Origin of the sequence: Maridesulfovibrio salexigens DSM 2638, from assembly GCF_000023445.1 — a bacterium.
Taxonomy (GTDB): Bacteria; Desulfobacterota; Desulfovibrionia; order Desulfovibrionales; family Desulfovibrionaceae; genus Maridesulfovibrio; species Maridesulfovibrio salexigens.
Window position 1 is genome coordinate 3,046,697 of sequence record NC_012881.1, and the last position, 18,336, is coordinate 3,065,032.

An 18,336-nucleotide genomic window follows, 5' to 3' on the forward strand; every position below is an offset into this window, starting at 1 on the left:
GATTACTTTCCTTTGATCCTTTCAATCAGTCTGAACACGGCAGGCAGGACCACCATGCAACCAACAAGACAGGTAGCGGAACCGGTAACCATGATCCCGCCCAACGAAGCAAGGCCGCGATGGTGGGCCAATAACAGCCCCCCGAAACCGATCATGGTGGTGCAAAAGCTAAGTCCTACCGCCACCGGGGTACTGGTATGGTAAAGGCGTTCCCCTTTGGAAAGCTCCTTCCAGCGGGCCAGAAAATGGACCCCGCCGTCAACACCGATGGCTATAAGAACAGGAATAGCAAAGAAATTGGCTAAATTAAAGCTCAGTCCGGTAATCCCCATAATCTCCAGCAACCAGAAAATTCCGGCAAACAGGGGGACAAGGGTCAGCAGCACGTAGCTGATACTGAATGAACTAAGGAAAAGGATCACTGAAACCAGAATGATGGTCAGTCCGGCCGCCTCAAGGAATGTCTCCCGCATTAGCAGGGAGGATTCAAGGACTACCACCGGCACCCCGGTAACTTCGGGATCAATCTTGCGCAGGTCAGCTACAAATCCGGTCAGCTTCTCGAAATCCCAGACATTCTCTACCGGAGAAATCTTAACCATAAAGCTGCCGTCCTTACCTACGTAGAGAGAACGCAGATGGTCGGGCAAATCATTAGGGGTAACGGACTGCACTTCCAGAATTTCCTTAAGCCAGGCAAAAGAACTGGAAAGCTCGTTGACCAGACGGGCCTGAAGCGGAGTAAGATTGACGGCATCCGCAGGATTCTTCTGCAAAATCTCAAGGCAGGAATCAGCCCGCTCAATGATTTTACCAACCTGATCCAATTCCTGCTTGGCTCCTGCGGAAAATAATTTTTCCTCAAGTCCTTCAAGGGATTCAATCAAATTTTCAAGTGAAGCAACCACTTCAGCAGGAACCAGATGAGCATTACGCGCATCAAGGTTGATTCCCTTCAAAACCTCTGCTTCGCCGCGCAAAATATCAGCCTTCTCCTTTTGTTCGTCAGGCAGGAAATCCAAAATGGATTCAATGCGTCCGACAGAAGGGACCTGTTTCAATTCCGAGATCAGAGACTTTACAGACTCAAGGTCCGGGCGGGTCATAACGGCGAACCATGTGGACTCATCGGAATCGTTGATCAGCACGTGCTCATATTCAACAGACTCCAGCCCCTTAGCCTGCAATTCAAGCAGGTTATAGTTAAATCCGGCCTTCTGAAAACCGGGAAAAGCCAGCGCGGTAAGCAGACCGAAAACGACCAGCACTGTTACCGGACGGGAAATAACCTTTTCCATGAACGGCAAAGTCGCCATGCGCGGACGGGAAGACGGAAACCAGTTACGCCTGCCTGCGATAAGCATTGCCGACGGCAACACGGTCAACATGGCAATCAAACAAAAGATAATCCCTGTTCCACCCACAAGGCCAAGCTCGGCAAGACCTACAAAATCCTGCCCCAGTACGGCATAGAAAGCACAGACAGAAGTCAAACCGCCCAACAAGACTCCGGGTCCGGTATGAACCAGAGCTTCTTCCACCGCCTCATCCGGGGACATGCCGGAATCGGAAGCCTCTACATAACGCATGACAATGTGAATACCGAAATCCACACCGATACCGACCAGCACAAGGGCAAAGACAATGGACAACAGGTTCAAACTGCCAAGCGTGACCAGCGTAAAGCCGAAAGTCCACGCCATAGCGCAAAACAATGATCCCATTACCAGCATGGGCCGCAGCCAGCCATGAAGGATAAACATAAACAGCAGGCCCACCACAATCACCGAAATGATAGCTGCAATGGTCATATCCTGATCCGTTGTATGCATTTCATCAGCAGAAAGCACCGGACGTCCGGTGAGTCCGGCTTCAACTCCCGGATATTCCGCCCGTACAGTTTCCAGAGAAGAGCGCACGAAATTTAGCGAAGGACCGATCACATCCATGACCCGGAAATCCTTCTTAGGCAGGATGCGCATGATCAGCAGCTTACCGTTACGGGTAAAGAAATACTGGATCCCAGCTTTATCCAGATCAAAAACAGGGGCATTCATAGTCTCAAGGGTCGGACCGGAAACAAGGGAGGACTCCATCTCGCCCACAAGGTTACCCAGAGCGCCGATAAACGGACCGAACATTTCCGAATCGGCAGTGCCGCCTTTATCACCGGAAAGAAGACCTGAAGTCATATCCAGAAAACGGGACAATCCCGGAGCTTCGAACCACTCTTTACCGAGCGGACCGAAATCACGGGCAAGAGAGACAAACTGGCGCAACTCATCCGGGGAGGCAAACATAAGCACTCCCGGTCCCATATCACGGGCAGACATGGCATAATGCACTTCCCTGATAAGATCAGGCCGCTTATTAAGCTTTGTGGCAAGGGTTGAGGCGAACTGCTCGGCCTTGATTTTGCCGGCTTCAGTGCCTCCGGTCTTGATGACCACAAACATATACTCCTGATCACCGAAATTTTTTATCTGCTCAAGATTGCGCTTTTGAAAGGGAAGTTCATGGGAAATAAGATTATCCTGATCACTGTCCAGCTTGAGCCAGAGAGCCGAAGATCCAGCGCAAACAGCAGCCAGTAATACAGCGGAAATAACAATGGCAACGGGTGCCTTGCGAACCAGCTTCCAGATGGAGCGGATCACTTTTTCTAAAAAGCTATAAAAAATATTCATTAAATAATGCCCACTGTGAAAAACCGTCAGGGGTCTTTTTTTAAACATGGCGAATAATCAAAGAAGGCAAACTATCATACAGTTTGCCTTCCATAATTAACACGAATTCCAATCTTCCGTACAGGGAAGAGAAATCCATTTACGAAGTCTTTGCAGTACGGATTCCAAGATCCTTCACGGTTTTCCAAGCAGAACCGGTTATCTTGTGCGCTTCCTTGAGCACATCATCCATAGCGGCGATGAATTTATCTACATCTTCATCATTAATCATCAGCGGAGGCAGGATTTTAACAGTATCAAGACCGTGCCCGGCTACCTGACTGAGGATATTGTGCTTTTCCAGTAAGGGCATGGTAATCATCTGGCAGAAAAGATCGTCATTCATCTTATGCAGAAGCTTCCAGCTGGCCTTAAGAGCCATGGATTTAGGTTCACCGAACTGCATGCCGATCATGAGCCCCTTTGCGCGCACTTCAGTCAGCATTTCGTACTTATCAGCGAGATTCTGCAAACCTTCTTCAATGCGCTGTCCCATACGGGCGGCATTTTCCACCAGTTTCTCTCTTTCAAGAACTTCAAAAGTGGCCAGCCCGGCAGCCATTGCCAGATCGTTCTGACCAAAAGTGTTGGAGTGGGCAAAACAGCGTTCCATGGAATCGAAAATTTTGCCGTGAATTTCACGGGTGGTGATGATTGCACCTACCGGGATATAACCACCGGAAAGAGCTTTGGAAATGACCAGAATATCGGGTTTAACGCCCCAATGATCCACAGCGAACATCTTTCCTGTACGTCCCATGCCGCACTGGACTTCATCGGCGATCATGTAGGTTCCGTATTTATCGCAAAGTTCGCGCACCCCCTCAAGATATCCGTCTTCAGGAACGAAAACACCTTTACCCTGCACGGTTTCAAAAATAAACGCGCCTACATCACCGCCCTTAAGAGCTTCTTCCAGAGCAGCAAGGTCGTTGAACGGCACAGGCACACAATCAGGCAGAAGCGGTTCGTTACGATCCCTGAATTCATGGTTTGCGTTTACGGACAGAGAACCGAGGGTCAATCCGTGGAAAGCATGGTGGCAGTGGACCAGCTTGTGTTTGCCGCTGGCCTGACGAGCAAATTTGAGCGCACCTTCTACACCTTCAGTACCGGAATTGGTAAAAAATACGGCTTCAAGGTCACCGGGAGCAAGCTCTGCAAGTTTTTCAGCAAGCATGCCGGACATGACTCCAAGGTCCATCTGTACGATGCTGGCAGTCTTCTCATCCATAACTTCCTTGAGCACGTCAGCAACATGGGGGTGGTTGCGTCCAATGTTGTAGACGCCGAACCCGGACAGAAAATCAAGCACCTGAACGCCCTTGGCGTCAGTCAGATATGCGCCTTCGGAAGAGACGTAATTGCGGTCATACCCGATAACTTCAAGAACACGCACAAACTGGGGGTTTACAAATTTCCGGTGCAAATCGTAGGCTTCAGCCATTCTTTCTCTATATTTATTAACAATCTCAGAACTCATTTTTTCAGGCTCCAATTTATTCCAATATTAACTGCGGATTATTTTCGGGGAAAATACTCCGCTTCACCCCTGTGGTCAATGTCTTATAATCAAGTTCATCCCGAAACTGTGCCATTGCCAAATGAAACGATGAAATGTAGTATAAATAGTTAAACAGAAAACAAAAACGGCGACACATGCCGTGAATTATATGGAGGCCTAAATGGTTGAAGTTATCAGGGCTGAGACAGCCGGATTCTGCATGGGCGTTGACCTTGCCCTCAATAAACTTGATTCCCTCATTGAAAAAGACGAAGACAGAAAAATATACATTTTAGGACCGATTATTCATAACCCTCAAGTACTTGAAGATTATGAAAAGCAGGGTGTTTTCACCGCCAAAACCCCGGATGAAGTACCTGACGGAGCCTACGTGGTAATCCGTGCACACGGCATTCCCAAAGCAGTAGAAGAAGACCTGCGCAAACGTGGGGTAAACGTCATTGACGCCACCTGCCCCAAAGTGAAAAAAGCGCAACTGCTCATCCAGCGCAACACTGAAGATGACCGCGTGCTGCTCCTCTACGGAGAAGACAGTCACCCGGAAGTAAAAGGACTACTCAGCTACGGCCCAGCCGGACCGCATCTTTTTGATTCCCTTGAAGAACTTCAGGCCATTGATCTGGACCCGAACCAGAAATACTGCCTCGCAGCCCAGACCACTCAGGACCGTGCGGTTTATGATGACTGCATCAACTATCTTGAAAACAAAGGCATTGACTTCGTAACTCTTAAAACTATCTGTGATGCCACCCGCCAGCGTCAGGATGAAGCAATTTCTCTCTCTGAAGAAGTTGACCACATGATCGTTGTAGGTGGACGCATTTCCGGTAACACCCGCCGCCTTGTACAGGTTGTTGAAACTGCAGGAACTAAATGCACTCATGTTGAAACTGCCGATGAGCTTCCCCTTGAAGAGCTCAAGCATATGAAAAAAATCGGCCTCACCGCCGGGGCTTCCACTCCCAAACGTCTGGTAGATTCAATTCAGCAGATTCTGGAAGCTTTATAAAATCATCAAAAAGCACAAAAAAGGCCCGCAACTCCCAAGGAATTGCGGGCCTTTTTAATTTTCATTCAGCTACACATCACTGCCCTGCTCAACCACAGTCTGATTCCATTCATATTTCTTAAAACTCTGCTTAAAGAAGAGAGAATAAAGAACCGGACAAAGAATCAGGGTCAGTACAGTGGCGAACATAAGCCCGGACATGATGCAGTTGGCCATAGGCCGCCACATTTCCCCGCCCTGTAATGAAAGCGGAACCATACCTATGATGGTTGTAGTTGCAGTCATAATGATCGGCCGTGCCCTCTCAAGGGAAGCCAACACAATGGAATTATCCAGAGTAAGCCCTCGACCGCGCAGGATTTCAATACGGTCAATGAGCATAATGGCGTTGTTTACGATAATCCCCAGCAGACTGATCATTCCGAGCATGGGCATAAACCCGAAGGGAGAATTCGTCAGGATCATACCCGGAGTAATACCGCACATCATGGGCGGCAGGGTCAGCAGGATAATCAGCGGACGCCGCACGGAGTTGAACTGGAAAACAAGCACCAGTACCAAGAGTCCCATAGCAAGAGGCATGTTGGCGTTGATCGCTTCCTGACTTTCCTGACTCTTCTCGAACTCGCCGCCGTAAGCTACGGAATATCCCACCGGCCAGTTTTCGGACTGCATCATCTTTTCAATTTCAGGACGTACAGCATCAAGGGTCTGCATGGCAAAATAGCCGTCAAAGAGGTCGGCCTTAACGGTCATAGTCCTTGTCTGGTCCCTGCGGCGAATATCCGAGGGCTGCCAGACCAACTCAGATGTTGCGATCTGACTCAATGGAACATTCTTCTGATCCTGATAGGAATAGACGTTCAAACTTTCCAGCTTGTCCAAACGGTCACGGAAATCACCCTCCGTACGCAACATGATAGGAATGTTGGTATCCCCGTCACGATAGGTCGAAGCCTGATAGCCGCTCATACTGGATTGCAGGCTGAGCGCCACATCAGAACTGGTCAGTCCGGCCTGACGAGCCTTATCCTGATCCACATTCACTTCCATTTTCTTGGTCCACTGTCCCCAGTCATCCCAGACACGCGCTACACCGGGAGTTTTCTCCACAATAGCGGTAATCTTATCACGCAAATGGTAAAGTGTTTTTTGATCCGGACCGGAGATACGAATCTGTACCGGGGCACCCACCGGAGGTCCGTTCATCAGTTTTTTGAGACTGAAGTCTGCATCGGGAAACTCGGATTTAAGCTTCGTACGGGTACGTTCGATCACCTCATCAGTAGCTTCAACACTCTTGGTGTTGACTACAAATGTTGCGAGGTTGTCGTTACGCTGCTCAAGGTTGAGCGGCAGATACCAGCGCGGACCGCCGTGTCCGATAAAAGTACCGATACTTTCAACGCCCTTATCTGCAAGCAGAAACTGCTCCAGCCTGCCGACCTCATCCGCAGTGGAGGTAATGTCGGTCCCAAAAGGCTGCCAGAAATCAATGGTGAACTGGGCACGCTCGTTAGGCGGAAAGAACATTTTGGGTACGAACTGGAATCCCCAGAAGGCTGCCATACAACCAATAAGGACAACAGCAAGAAAACTGGGACGGTGGCGCAGACAAAAAAGGAGCATGGCCCTGTAGATACGGTACATGCGACTTGAAAAAGTCTGAATCACTACTTTGGGCTTAAGCACGTAGTAGCAAAGCATGGGAACCATGGACATGGACAGCCCCCAGGAACAAATCAGGGTAAGGCTGACAACGATAAACAGGGAAAAACAAAATTCTCCTGTAGCATTCTCTGCCAACGGAATGGGAAGAAATGCGAAAACAGTGGTTAGAGATGCAGCCAGAAGCGGCATCCATAACTCAGAAACTGCCCCGACAACAGCCTTTAACCGCTCTTCACCTCTAGCCAGCCGCACAAGGATGGCTTCTGACACAACAACCCCGTTATCAACCAGAATACCGAGCGAGATAATCAACGAGGCAATTGAAATTCGCTGCAAGCCTACGTCAAACAACGGCATCAACCCAAGGCAACCAAGCATAGCCATTGGCACCAGCGAACCGGCAATAAGTCCGGTGCGAAAACCTGCAAAGGCAAGAATGACCACAACTACGAATACAAATGATTCAAGCAGGTTAATCATAAAGTCGGTAACAGCTGTATCAACATAGTCCGGCTGGTAAACAACCACATTGTATTCCATGCCGTGGTAGAGATTCTTGGAAAGTTTATCCAATTTGGCGGTAACCAGCTCACCGACTTCCAGAATGTTATTTCCGTCAGCCATAGAAATAGCCAGCATGATGCACGGTTCACCGTTATAGCGAGCCATAACTCCCGGGGGATCAGCAAAACCATGGGTGATCTCGGTTACATCAGAAAGCTTGAGCGAAGACTTCATGCCCTCAACACGCAAGGACATGTTTCTGATATCATCAACAGACTTGAATTCGCCGGTGGGTTCAATATAAATGCGCTCCGGTCCGACCTTAGCCGAACCACTGGGACGGATCATATTCTGCTGGCTGAGCATCTGGGCCAAAGCAAAAGGAGTTATCCCTGCCGCAGCCATACGTGAGTTGGAAAAATCCACAAAAACCCGCTCGTCCTGCAATCCCCAACGGTCAACTTTCCCGACACTCGGAATAGAAAGCAATTCATCGCGGGTATAGTCGGCAACATCTTTGAGTTCTCGGTAAGTAAAACCGTCCCCGGTCAGGGCTACCACGATACCGAACACATCCCCGAATTCATCGTTGACTATCGGTTCGTAGGCTTCAGCGGGCAGATCCTTCTTGGCATCAAGGACCTTGTTGCGCAGCTGTTGCCAGATCGGGGTCATGTTTTTCTGGTTTTCCTGAAACTCGACCTCAATAATAGAAAGCCCGGTCATGGACTGGGAACGAACGTTTTTGATAACGTCGATTTCCCTGATTTTCTCTTCCAATTTATCAGTAACCAATTCCTCCACCCTCTGCGGGGAAGCACCGGGGAAAACGGTACTGATAACAGCTGTTCGGATCGTAAAATCAGGGTCTTCGGATTTCGGGATACTGAAAAAGGTGGAAACGCCTGCAACAGCAATTAAGACAAACAGGATAATGGAAGTCCTGTTGTTTTCAATGCACCATCTGGCAAGATTCACGACAGCCCCCCGACATTACGTACCTTCAGACCATCCTTAAGTGAGTGCACACCACGAGTGACCACAACTTCCCCTGATTTGAGCCCATTCTTAATCAGAACGCCCTTAAAGGAAATGTTACCGATCTCAACATCACGGCGCTTAACTACAGAACCATTCTCCACAACCCAGACGTGCTTGCTGCCGTCAGGATTGCCTACGATAGCCGAGGGAGCCACATAAATATTCGAATTCTCGGAACGTCCGGCAAATCTGACATTACCGGACATGCCGCTACGCACCAGCTGCTGGGAATTATCAAGGTAGACCTTAACCGGGAACGAAGCACCTTCATTGGTTCCGATACCCACTTCCATAATTACTCCCTGCATTACCTTACCGGGCAGTGCATCAAAAGTGACCTGCACCTTCTCACCTTCGCTCACGGTTGCAATCAAGGTATCAGGCAAAGAGATAGACATCTTCATCTGCTTACCTGCATTGAAACCGACAACCTTCTGACCGGATTGTACGTTCTGATGAACATTCACGGCTACAGCACCGACCCAGCCATCAAAAGGAGCCTTAAGCACAGTGTAGCGCAGGCGTTTACGAGCAATATCGAGCTGCTTGGCAGATGCATTCAGCTGAGCCTGATAAGACTTGAAATCCGCCTCAGCCTGATCAAGCTCTGACTTGGAGACAACTTTACGCTTATAGAGTTGCTCAATGCGGTCAACATCGGCCTTGGCGCGCACATAATTAGCCCTAACCTGTTCAAGGTTGGACTCTGCCTGACGAACTTCAAGCTCGTAGTCAGCAGGATCGAGACGGGCAATAACTTCTCCGGACCGAAATTTGCGACCGATCTGGTCACCGGGGAAAGAAGTTATCTTTCCGCCCACACGGAAAGAAAGGTCTGACTGCAAGGCATCCTCGGCAGTACCGGAGAAAACCCACTGCCTGCCGGAGCCTCCTTCACCTACCTGCATAGTCTTTACCGGACGTAGCACTTCCTGCACCGGAGACGGCTTTTCCTTACAACCTGTCAAAGCAAAACCAAGTACCAATATTGATACAAATATTAACTTTTTCATTTTAATATCCTCCTAGCAGCAGATAAATGCCACTACTCTTCTGGACAGGATTTCTAAAATTTCTTCAATTCGCTCGGGAGTCATTTCATCCCAGCCCACGCGGTCAGTAAAAGCTTTGGACTTGACGAACTTAAGCACAATACCAATCAACGCAGTTCCCACTGTCATGATTTCTGTATTCGAAGCACCCTCAGGTAAAGCAGCCTGAAGCACAATATTCATGGATTCTATGGATGGTTCAAAGAACTCTTTATCCAACAACGGGTAGACTTCACTGGGAGCAGCCATTTCACGGTTAATCAGCATAATCCCCCAGATGGTAATCGGATCGCTCAGAACTCCCAACATTTGGGAACGAAAGAACCAGGCGACCAACTCTTCCTTGGAAATTTCACCGGATTTGAAACGGTCGGTCTGTTCCTGAACAGCACTAAGACTGGGCATAATCTCGTCGCGGAAGCGGATAATTTCACGGATAACCGCTTCGTATAGTCCTTGTTTACCACCGAAATGATACCCAACAGTAGCCAGATTCACTTCGGCCTCTGAAGCAAGATTGCGCATGCTCACACCGTTGAAACCGTTCATGGCAAACAGTCTTAAACCGACTTCGATAAGCTTCTGGCGAGTTTCTTCTCCGCGTGCCTTATTTGTCTTTCCCTTGGGGTGTTGCGTCATAATATTGAGCCTCTCAACTGAGTTTTTTGATTCTTTACAAGAACAGAAATAATCAGTGATCAGTACAAAGTCAAACGTTTGTTTAAATATTTCGTTTAAAAAATACGTTTAAACTTTTCTTTATTAATTTAGACTTTAACTACGGTATCTTAAGCCAAACTAAGAGATGATACTTTTCAAGAATCCAATAATATTTTAGAAATTATTCAATTAAAAGATCAACGATCTACCAGAAGGAAATCAGCATGAAAGCATTACTGGTTATAGATATGCAAAAAGCATTGTTTGCAGCAGGAAACCGTTACGATGCTGCCGGAGTAATCAGCAGAATAAATTCGCTTATAGAGCGAGCTAGGGCCAAGAACCTCCCGCTAATATTTATCCGGCACAACAGCGAAGATGACGGACTGCAACAGAATTCAGACGGTTGGCAGATTCTGGACGAACTTGATTTTCGCCCTGGTGACCTAATTATGGAAAAGAGCAATTGCGACTCATTTTGCCAGACCGAACTTTCTCAAATGTTGGATGAAATAAATGTGAAGGAACTGATCATCACCGGATGCTGCACAGATTTCTGCATAGACACCACAGTTCGGCAGGCTGCAAGCATGGGCTACAAAGTGCACGTTGCATCAGATGCACACACCACAGCGAGTAAGCCCTATCTTGATGCCGAAACAATCATTAAACACCACAATTTTGTCTGGTCGGAGTTGTACGCGCCAATATTGGTAAGGGTGGAACCTACAGCTACAATACTTAACGAGTTGTAAAACAAAAAAGTCCCGCCAAAACAAGTTTAGCGGGACTTTATATTTATTAAAATAAATTAAGTTAGCTTAATCGTGTAGCCTCCAGAACATGCTCAATAGTCTTGAGCTTATTCAATGACCGGTGCAGGTGTCCGAGGTCGGTGACTTCCACGGTAAATTCGAGCACAGAACTGCCGTCCAAATCAGACTTAAATTCACCGGAATCTATGTTCACGTCCATCTCGGTAAGCACGGTACAGATTTTTGCCAGCATACCTTTATGGTTACGGCAACGAATACGAATCTGAGCCGGATGCTGGGACTCTTCCTGCCCTCCGGTCCATGAAACGCTGAGCAGACGTTCTTCTTCAAGATTCTTGATATTGGGACAAGTGGCAGAATGGATAACCACTCCTCGACCACGGCTGATATAGCCGATGATCGGCTCACCCGGAAGCGGTGTACAGCACCCGGCAAAACGGATGAGAACGTTATCCACCCCTTCAATATCAATTGAGTTGGCAGCGCTTTTAGCCTTATCTCCTTCAGTCGCGTGCTGTGGATGCTCCTGCTTGGGGGTTTCTGTCTCAACACCCTCAATTTCATTCATAACAGCATGCAGACGGCCCAGCACCTTACGCGGTGTTATCCGCGAGTAGCCGATATTCGAAAGCAGGTCATCAACATGGCCGAAATTAAATTCATCGGCCAGCATGACGAAATAACCGTCTTTCATGGCCTTAGCCACATTGATGTTCATGCGCCGCCCTTCCTTCTCAAGCAACTCCTTGGCAAGCATGATGGAGCTGGTCCGCTCCTCAGTACGGATGTAATGCTTGATGCGGGTACGGGCTTTGGCTGTTTTTACAAACTTAAGCCAGTCACGACTGGGCTTGCGTTTCTTGTCGGTAAAAACTTCAATGGTGTCACCGTTCTTGAGCACGGAGTTAAGCGGAACCATGCGTCCGTTAACCTTTGCCCCGGTACAATGGTTACCGACCTCGGTATGAATCGAGTATGCAAAGTCAACCGGTGTAGCCCCATCGGGAAGCTCTTTAATCTCTCCGGTGGGAGTAAAAACATAGACCTCATCGTTGAAGAGATCGAACCGCAGTGAAGCCATGAATTCACGAGGATCCTCAAGCTCCCGCTGCCAGTCCATAATCTGTCTGAGCCATGAAAAACGCTCGGCATCACGGTTTTGCTTGGAATCACTTCTGCCGGACTCTTTGTATTGCCAGTGTGCGGCAACACCGTATTCCGCAACCTGCTGCATCTCTTCAGTTCTGATCTGAATCTCAATTCGTTCACCCTCCGGTCCGATAACCGTGGTGTGCAACGACTGATACATGTTGGCTTTTGGAATAGAAATGTAGTCCTTAAACTTGCCGGAAATAGGTTTCCACATGGAGTGGACCAGACCCAGCACGGAGTAACAGTCCTTAACCGACTCAACAATCACCCGGAAAGCAATGATGTCATACACCTGATCGAGGCTCAGGTTCTGACGCTGCATCTTTTTATGAATGCTGTAGATATGCTTGGTACGCCCGTAAATAGTCCCCTTGATCTCGTTGTTATCAAGAATTCCGTTCAGCAACCCGATTACGTTATCAACATACTCTTTGCCGATAGTGTGCTGGCGCTCCAAACCGTCGGTAATATCCTGATAAACGTCAGGCTTGAGGTAATAAAGACAGAGGTCCTCAAGATCACGCTTAACCATGTACAGCCCGAGCCTGTTGGCAAGGGGAGAATAAATATCCATGGTTTCCTGCGCGATGAGCAACTGCTTGTAACTCTTCTGAAAATCGAGGGTGCGCATGTTGTGCAGGCGGTCGGCAAGCTTAACCATAAGCACTCGGATATCCTCAGCCATGGCAAGAATCATCTTACGAATGTTCTCTGCCTTCGCGATGGCCTTGGATTCAAAATCCATCATACTGATCTTGGTCACGCCGTCTACGATATCAGCTACTTCTTCACCGAAGAGATCTGCAATCTCATCAATTGTGGTATCAGTATCTTCAACGGTATCGTGCAGCAAACCTGCGGCAACGGTGGGTTCATCAAGCCGCATATCAGCCAGAAGCTTTGCAACGTGCAACGGATGAGCAAGATAAGGCTCGCCGGAAAGACGCACCTGCCCTTCATGAGCACGTGCGGAAAAGACGTAAGCCCTCTGGATCAGGTCCAGATCAGGGTCATCAATATAAGAACTGACAATGTCAGTGATTTCGTTAATGCGTATCATAATTACTGCTGTAAACTCGGTTTCTTCTGTAATGGTGCGGGAATCCACCACTCGTTGGCATTATAGTCCAGTCCTGCGGGTTCCACTTTCAAACCCTTGATTCTGCTACTGAAAACAGGCAGAGCCATGGGAACATAAAGGAAGCAGTACGGCTGCTCTTCATGCATGATTTCCTGAATGCGGTCATAAATGACCTTACGCTCGGACTGATCCAGAGTGGTTCGTCCTTTTTCAAGCAGCTCATCAAGCTCGCTATTCTTATATTTGATAAAATTCAGCCCGCCGTCGACGGCTTTGGATGAATGCCAGACAGTATAACTATCAGGGTCCTGTAGTATATTCCAACTGAGTATTGTTGCATCAAAACGGCCTTTCATAATAAATTCCTTTAGGAAAGCCGCCCACTCTACAGTTCTGATTTTAACTTCGATTCCGATCCCCTTCAAACGGTTCTGAATAATTGTTGCAGCCTTAATACGCAAGGAATTTCCCTGATTGGTAATAATTGTAAATGAAAACGGTCTGCCGTCTCTATCAATTATTCCGTCTCCGTCAGTATCCGTCCAACCTGCTTCCTTGAGTAAAGCTTTTGCTTGCTCCGGTTTGTAGCCATAAGGTTTCAACTTATCATTATAAACCCATGTTCCGGGCTTATAAGGACCCATAGCAGGATAGCCCATCCCGAGCAGGACTCCCTTTACAATCTCCTCCTTATCTATCGCGTAGTTTATAGCCCTACGAACCCGTACATCTTTAAAGAAGGGACTTTCCATATTAAAGCCAAGATAGGTATAAGAAAAGGAAAGATATTTAAATTTCTGAAAATCACGTTCCCAATTCCCGCCCTTTGTCTGGAAGGTATACTGTTGAGGAGTCAGCCCCATTTCATCTAGACTCCCGCTTTTAAGTTCAAGGAACTGGGTGGAAAGATCGGGTATGACTCTGTAAACCTTCTCATCTATATATGGACGTCCTTCAAAATAATCATCATTGGCTTCAAGGACAACCCTGCGGCCCGGAATCCACTCTTTAAGCTTATAAGGACCGGAACCTACCGGATTGCGCCTGTACTTTGTAGTGTTCAGGTCCTCATTTTCCAATATGTGCTTGGGCAGAATAGAAAGAGCCCATGTTATTAAGGAACGGGCGAAGACCTTCTCGTAACGGACTTCAAAAGTATACTTGTCGATTAACTTGAATTCTTTAACATTTAAGAAATCCCCCGCATAAGCGGTCGGAGTCTTGGGATCGATCATCGTCTTATAGGTAAACTCTACGTCCTCAGCAGTAAGTGGCACTCCGTCAGTCCAGCGAATATCCTTGCGAAGCTTAAACCGCAGCAATTTACCGCCATCAAGAACCTCGTACGACTCTGCCGCCTCCGGTACCAACTCGATATCCTTATTGTACTTCAGAGGTGAAACATAAAGCTTTGCCTGAACAGCAGAACTGGCTGAATCGGATGAAAGCAGAGGAATGAGGCACATAGGTTCGGCCAGTGTCGGCTCTCTATACCTTCCACCATAAACCGGCTTTGAAACCTCTATATTTTCAATATCAGCATTAGAAAGACCCTGCTTCGGCGCATCATCATTTCCATCCGGAGTACAAGCGGGCAGGAGAGCAAGACAAGCCATTGTGAGCATGGCGCAAATCAATCTGTTCATGTTAACCTTGTTTTTTAGAATAAAAATCTTCCATTAAGCCAACTACATTGATAATATATTCAGTATGGACTATTGTGGAATAAAAGCCAAGCAACTGGGCGATACAGATTGACCTGAACCGCTTTTTACTTTACGGATTCAGCGAAAGCGAACTTAATGCAATTATTTTGTATAACATTACTTTTGTTTCATATAAGATATAATTAGCTAAGGAAAAATTACAGTTCTGGGGAAAACGTAATCATGTCTCAAAATGAAGAAGCTGTAGTAAAATCAATTCTCAAATCATTCGTCTCCGACACCGTCCCGGAATACATTCTGGACGGGGCGCGCAGTATCGTAAATTCTGATGGGGTCCAGAAACTCGACCTGAAAAAGCGCGAAAGATACTGGGATATTGATGCAACAATACAAGGTGACGATTTTCAGAATTACTCTTCTGAACTAGGTCTTAACCTTGCAGAGGAAAGCATCAACCATTATTGCAACTGCCCGGAATCATTTTCCGGTGTGTGTAAACATGTAGGTGCTGCCGCACTTAAACTGCTCCTGTCTCTTGATTCAGAAGAAGAGGAAGCAGAAAGCAAAAAACAAACTGACTGGCGCCAGAATTTCCGTTCTTTCTTTGCAACAGAATTGGAACCTGAAGCGGGCAAACATTACATCATCTATCGCATGTACCCTGAACCGGAAAGGTTGCAGGTGGCCTTTTTCCGTGCCCGCCAGAACAAGTCCGGTCTTTCACAGGTTCAAAATGAAATTGAACTGCAAAATGTAATCGAAAAGCCTGAGTGGAGTGAAACTTCCCCCAGCCTTCCGCATGTTGCAGAGCAGATAGGTCATTATCTTGATTACCGCGGACACAGGGTGGAAATACCTGCCGGTCTGCATGCGTGGTTCTTTACCGCTATCAAGGACGAATACTACATGTTCCTGCGTGATACGGATATTCCGATTCGTATTGAAAGCAGAACCATGCAGCTCAAGCTTTCCCCGGAACTTTCCGAGGAAGGTCTCTCCTTCGACATCCTTCTTTCGGATGAAGGCAAGCCGCCCTTCTCCATCATGGATGACGATGAAGTATTTTTCTATGGAAGACTGCCTCTGTGGGTTTATTGGAAACAGGGTTTCTACCCGGTCCAGACCACTCTTGCGCCTAAACTGGTGCAGGAAATGCGCATACAGAATCCGGTTATCCCTCCCGGCGATATCCCGGAATTCCTTGACCGCGTCTGGACTCAAATTCCGGTTTCCGATCTGCACGACCATGAGGAATTCCTCGAGAAAATGCAGCCGTTCTTTGTTCCGGCTACTTTCAACCCCAAGCTCTACCTCAATGAGGAAGGCTCGCTGCTGACTATCAGGGTCGACAACACCTATGATACCGAGCACGGGGAAATCTCCATGGGCGAACCCAATCCTGACTTGCAGACAGGCAGCTACAAAGATGGAGAGAAATCCTATCTTGTACGCCGTGCTCAGGACGAAGAAGCACAGCTTTTTGCTGAGCTGCGCGATATGGGTTTCCAGCCGCGTAACAACTCCATCTGGTTCATGGAACAGGAAGCGGCCATTACCTTCCTGCTGGACCACTATCCGCAGTTGGTTGAAGCATATAGAATTTATGGTGAAAAGAACCTGACCCGCTACAAGGTAAGACTCACTACACCGCAGATTGTTGCCGAAGTTGAAACCGATGAAGACAACAAGTGGTTCAACCTCGACATCAACGTCGAATACGATGACCAGCGCGTTCCCATTGATAAAATCTGGGAAGCATGGAGTCAGGGCAAACGTTACGTTCAGCTCAAGGATGGTTCTTACACCAGCCTGCCGGAATCATGGCTCAAGAAGCTCAGCCATAAGCTCAAGGCTCTTGGTTATGATCCTGAACAGCCTCCGCGCCAGCAGTTCGAGCAGTACGAAACCCCTGTGCTGGATAAAATCATTGAGGACCTTCCCGACGCAAAGACTGACGAGCATTTCGTGAAGCTGCGTGAGAAGATCCACAATTTTGATGAAATCAAAATGATTGATCAGCCCAAGGCACTGAATGCTACCCTGCGCCCCTATCAGGTACAGGGCCTCAGCTACCTGAACTTCCTGCGCGACTATAAGTTCGGCGGTATCCTTGCGGATGAAATGGGTCTCGGTAAAACCATCCAGACCCTGTCCTTCATTCTTTCCCTGCATGAGCGGGGAATTACCGGCCCGAACCTGATCATCGTGCCGACCTCGGTCATGCCCAACTGGGAGCGTGAAGCGCAGAAATTCTGCCCGCATCTCCCCTTGCTGACCATTTACGGTTCAAGACGCGAGGATCTTTTCAAGAAAATCCCGGATTCCACAATCGTAATTACTACTTACGCATTGCTGCGCCGTGACCTTGAAGAGCTACTCAAGCACGAATATACTTCCGTGATTCTTGATGAAGCCCAGAACATCAAGAACCCGAACACCATTACCGCCAAGTCGGTACGCAAACTCAAAAGTGATATGCGCCTTTGCCTTTCCGGTACGCCCATTGAAAACAACCTCTTTGAGCTTTGGTCTCTGTTCGAGTTCCTTATGCCCGGCTTCCTCAGTTCACAGCATTCTTTCCAGCGAGGCATTGTCAAACCCATCAAAGATGGTGACGAAGACACCCTCAATTACCTGCGCACAAGGGTGAAACCATTCATCCTGCGCCGTACCAAATCCGAGGTGGCCAAGGACCTGCCGCCCAAGATCGAGACCGTACATTACTGCGATCTCATCGAGGAACAGCGCGAGCTTTACAACGCCCTTGCCAAGCGCCTCAAAGATCAGGTGCTCAGGGATGTGGACGAGAAAGGCATGGCCAAAAGCCAGATGTCCATCCTCGATGCATTGCTCAAACTGCGCCAGATCTGCTGCCACCCGCGCCTGCTCAAGCTGGATATGCCCGGACTGTCCACCAACCTGCCTTCAGGTAAATTCGATGCATTCAAAGACCTCATCTTTGATATTGTCGAAGGCGGACACAAGGTTCTGGTCTTCTCCCAGTTCGTACAGATGCTGCATGTAATCCGTTCATGGCTTACCATTAAGGACATCCCCTTCGCCTACCTCGACGGCTCCAGTAAAGACCGTTTTGAGCAGGTTGACCGCTTTAACGACAGCCCGGACATCCCCATCTTCCTCATTTCGCTGAAAGCTGGTGGTACCGGACTTAACCTGACCTCTGCCGACTACGTTATCCATTACGATCCGTGGTGGAACCCGGCAGTGGAAAATCAGGCAACTGACCGAACCCACCGTATCGGCCAGAAACGTCAGGTCTTCGCTTACAAGATGATCTGCCAGAACACTGTCGAAGAAAAGATTCTCGGCCTGCAGGAAATGAAGAAAAGCGTTGCGGATGCCATTATTCCCGGCCAGTCCGCACTCAAGTCGCTCACCCGTGACGATCTTGAAATGTTGTTCGAAATTTAATGCAGTTGTAACAATAAAATAAATCCATGTGATTAAATAA

Annotated in this window: 10 protein-coding genes; 3 read left to right on the top strand and 7 right to left on the bottom strand. The window is 48.0% G+C overall.

Translation table 11 applies throughout. The annotated features are described in order from the left end of the window. Positions 1–2 precede the first annotated feature (2 nt). Both DESAL_RS14005 and DESAL_RS14010 read right to left on the bottom strand, forming a co-directional pair. Positions 3–2,687, bottom strand: coding sequence for an MMPL family transporter (locus DESAL_RS14005; RefSeq protein ID WP_015852634.1), 2,685 nt, complete (start codon positions 2,685–2,687; stop codon positions 3–5). 139 nt (positions 2,688–2,826) lie between these two features. Next, a complete protein-coding gene (locus DESAL_RS14010; RefSeq protein ID WP_015852635.1) occupies positions 2,827–4,209 on the bottom strand; it encodes an aspartate aminotransferase family protein in 1,383 nt (460 codons plus the stop codon). 202 nt (positions 4,210–4,411) lie between these two features. Here DESAL_RS14010 and ispH point away from each other — a divergent pair, with 202 nt between their 5' ends. After that, the gene (ispH, locus tag DESAL_RS14015) at positions 4,412–5,260 is read left to right on the top strand and encodes a 4-hydroxy-3-methylbut-2-enyl diphosphate reductase (RefSeq protein WP_015852636.1); all 849 of its coding nucleotides are present in this window, start codon (positions 4,412–4,414) and stop codon (positions 5,258–5,260) included. A 69-nt stretch (positions 5,261–5,329) separates the two neighbouring features. Here ispH and DESAL_RS14020 read toward each other — a convergent pair whose 3' ends face one another. The 3 genes from DESAL_RS14020 to DESAL_RS14030 are packed head-to-tail and all read right to left on the bottom strand — an operon-like array spanning position 5,330 to position 10,167. After that, a complete protein-coding gene (locus tag DESAL_RS14020) occupies positions 5,330–8,413 on the bottom strand; it encodes an efflux RND transporter permease subunit (RefSeq protein ID WP_015852637.1) in 3,084 nt (1,027 codons plus the stop codon). Next, positions 8,410–9,489: an efflux RND transporter periplasmic adaptor subunit gene (locus tag DESAL_RS14025; protein ID WP_015852638.1), complete on the bottom strand. Its 1,080-nt coding sequence runs from the start codon at positions 9,487–9,489 to the stop codon at positions 8,410–8,412. Before DESAL_RS14025 ends, DESAL_RS14020 begins: the two co-directional genes overlap by 4 nt. 12 nt (positions 9,490–9,501) lie before the next feature. Next, complete coding sequence (locus DESAL_RS14030; RefSeq protein WP_015852639.1) at positions 9,502–10,167, bottom strand: CerR family C-terminal domain-containing protein; 666 nt, start codon at positions 10,165–10,167, stop codon at positions 9,502–9,504. A 245-nt stretch (positions 10,168–10,412) separates the two neighbouring features. Between DESAL_RS14030 and DESAL_RS14035 the strand changes: the two genes are divergently transcribed. Beyond that, the gene (locus DESAL_RS14035) at positions 10,413–10,943 is read left to right on the top strand and encodes a cysteine hydrolase family protein (protein WP_015852640.1); all 531 of its coding nucleotides are present in this window, start codon (positions 10,413–10,415) and stop codon (positions 10,941–10,943) included. Between the two features lie 61 nt (positions 10,944–11,004). Here the strand turns inward: DESAL_RS14035 and DESAL_RS14040 are convergent, their stop codons facing one another. Both DESAL_RS14040 and DESAL_RS14045 read right to left on the bottom strand, forming a co-directional pair. Beyond that, positions 11,005–13,176, bottom strand: a complete 2,172-nt coding sequence (locus DESAL_RS14040) for a RelA/SpoT family protein (protein WP_015852641.1) — start codon at positions 13,174–13,176, stop codon at positions 11,005–11,007. A 2-nt stretch (positions 13,177–13,178) separates the two neighbouring features. Further along, a complete protein-coding gene (locus DESAL_RS14045; RefSeq protein WP_015852642.1) occupies positions 13,179–14,843 on the bottom strand; it encodes a peptide-binding protein in 1,665 nt (554 codons plus the stop codon). A gap of 243 nt (positions 14,844–15,086) precedes the next feature. Here DESAL_RS14045 and DESAL_RS14050 point away from each other — a divergent pair, with 243 nt between their 5' ends. Then, complete coding sequence (locus DESAL_RS14050; protein ID WP_015852643.1) at positions 15,087–18,296, top strand: DEAD/DEAH box helicase; 3,210 nt, start codon at positions 15,087–15,089, stop codon at positions 18,294–18,296. Positions 18,297–18,336: the final 40 nt, after the last annotated feature.

Excerpts from the sequence above, each read along its gene's own strand:
- DESAL_RS14005 (WP_015852634.1), bottom strand. The coding sequence starts at position 2,687 with ATGAATATTTTTTATAGCTTTTTAGAAAAAGTGATCCGCTCCATCTGG.
- DESAL_RS14010 (WP_015852635.1), bottom strand. The coding sequence starts at position 4,209 with ATGAGTTCTGAGATTGTTAATAAATATAGAGAAAGAATGGCTGAAGCC.
- ispH (WP_015852636.1), top strand. The coding sequence starts at position 4,412 with ATGGTTGAAGTTATCAGGGCTGAGACAGCCGGATTCTGCATGGGCGTT.
- DESAL_RS14025 (WP_015852638.1), bottom strand. The coding sequence starts at position 9,489 with ATGAAAAAGTTAATATTTGTATCAATATTGGTACTTGGTTTTGCTTTG.
- DESAL_RS14030 (WP_015852639.1), bottom strand. The coding sequence starts at position 10,167 with ATGACGCAACACCCCAAGGGAAAGACAAATAAGGCACGCGGAGAAGAA.
- DESAL_RS14035 (WP_015852640.1), top strand. The coding sequence starts at position 10,413 with ATGAAAGCATTACTGGTTATAGATATGCAAAAAGCATTGTTTGCAGCA.
- DESAL_RS14040 (WP_015852641.1), bottom strand. The coding sequence starts at position 13,176 with ATGATACGCATTAACGAAATCACTGACATTGTCAGTTCTTATATTGAT.
- DESAL_RS14045 (WP_015852642.1), bottom strand. The coding sequence starts at position 14,843 with ATGAACAGATTGATTTGCGCCATGCTCACAATGGCTTGTCTTGCTCTC.
- DESAL_RS14050 (WP_015852643.1), top strand. The coding sequence starts at position 15,087 with ATGTCTCAAAATGAAGAAGCTGTAGTAAAATCAATTCTCAAATCATTC.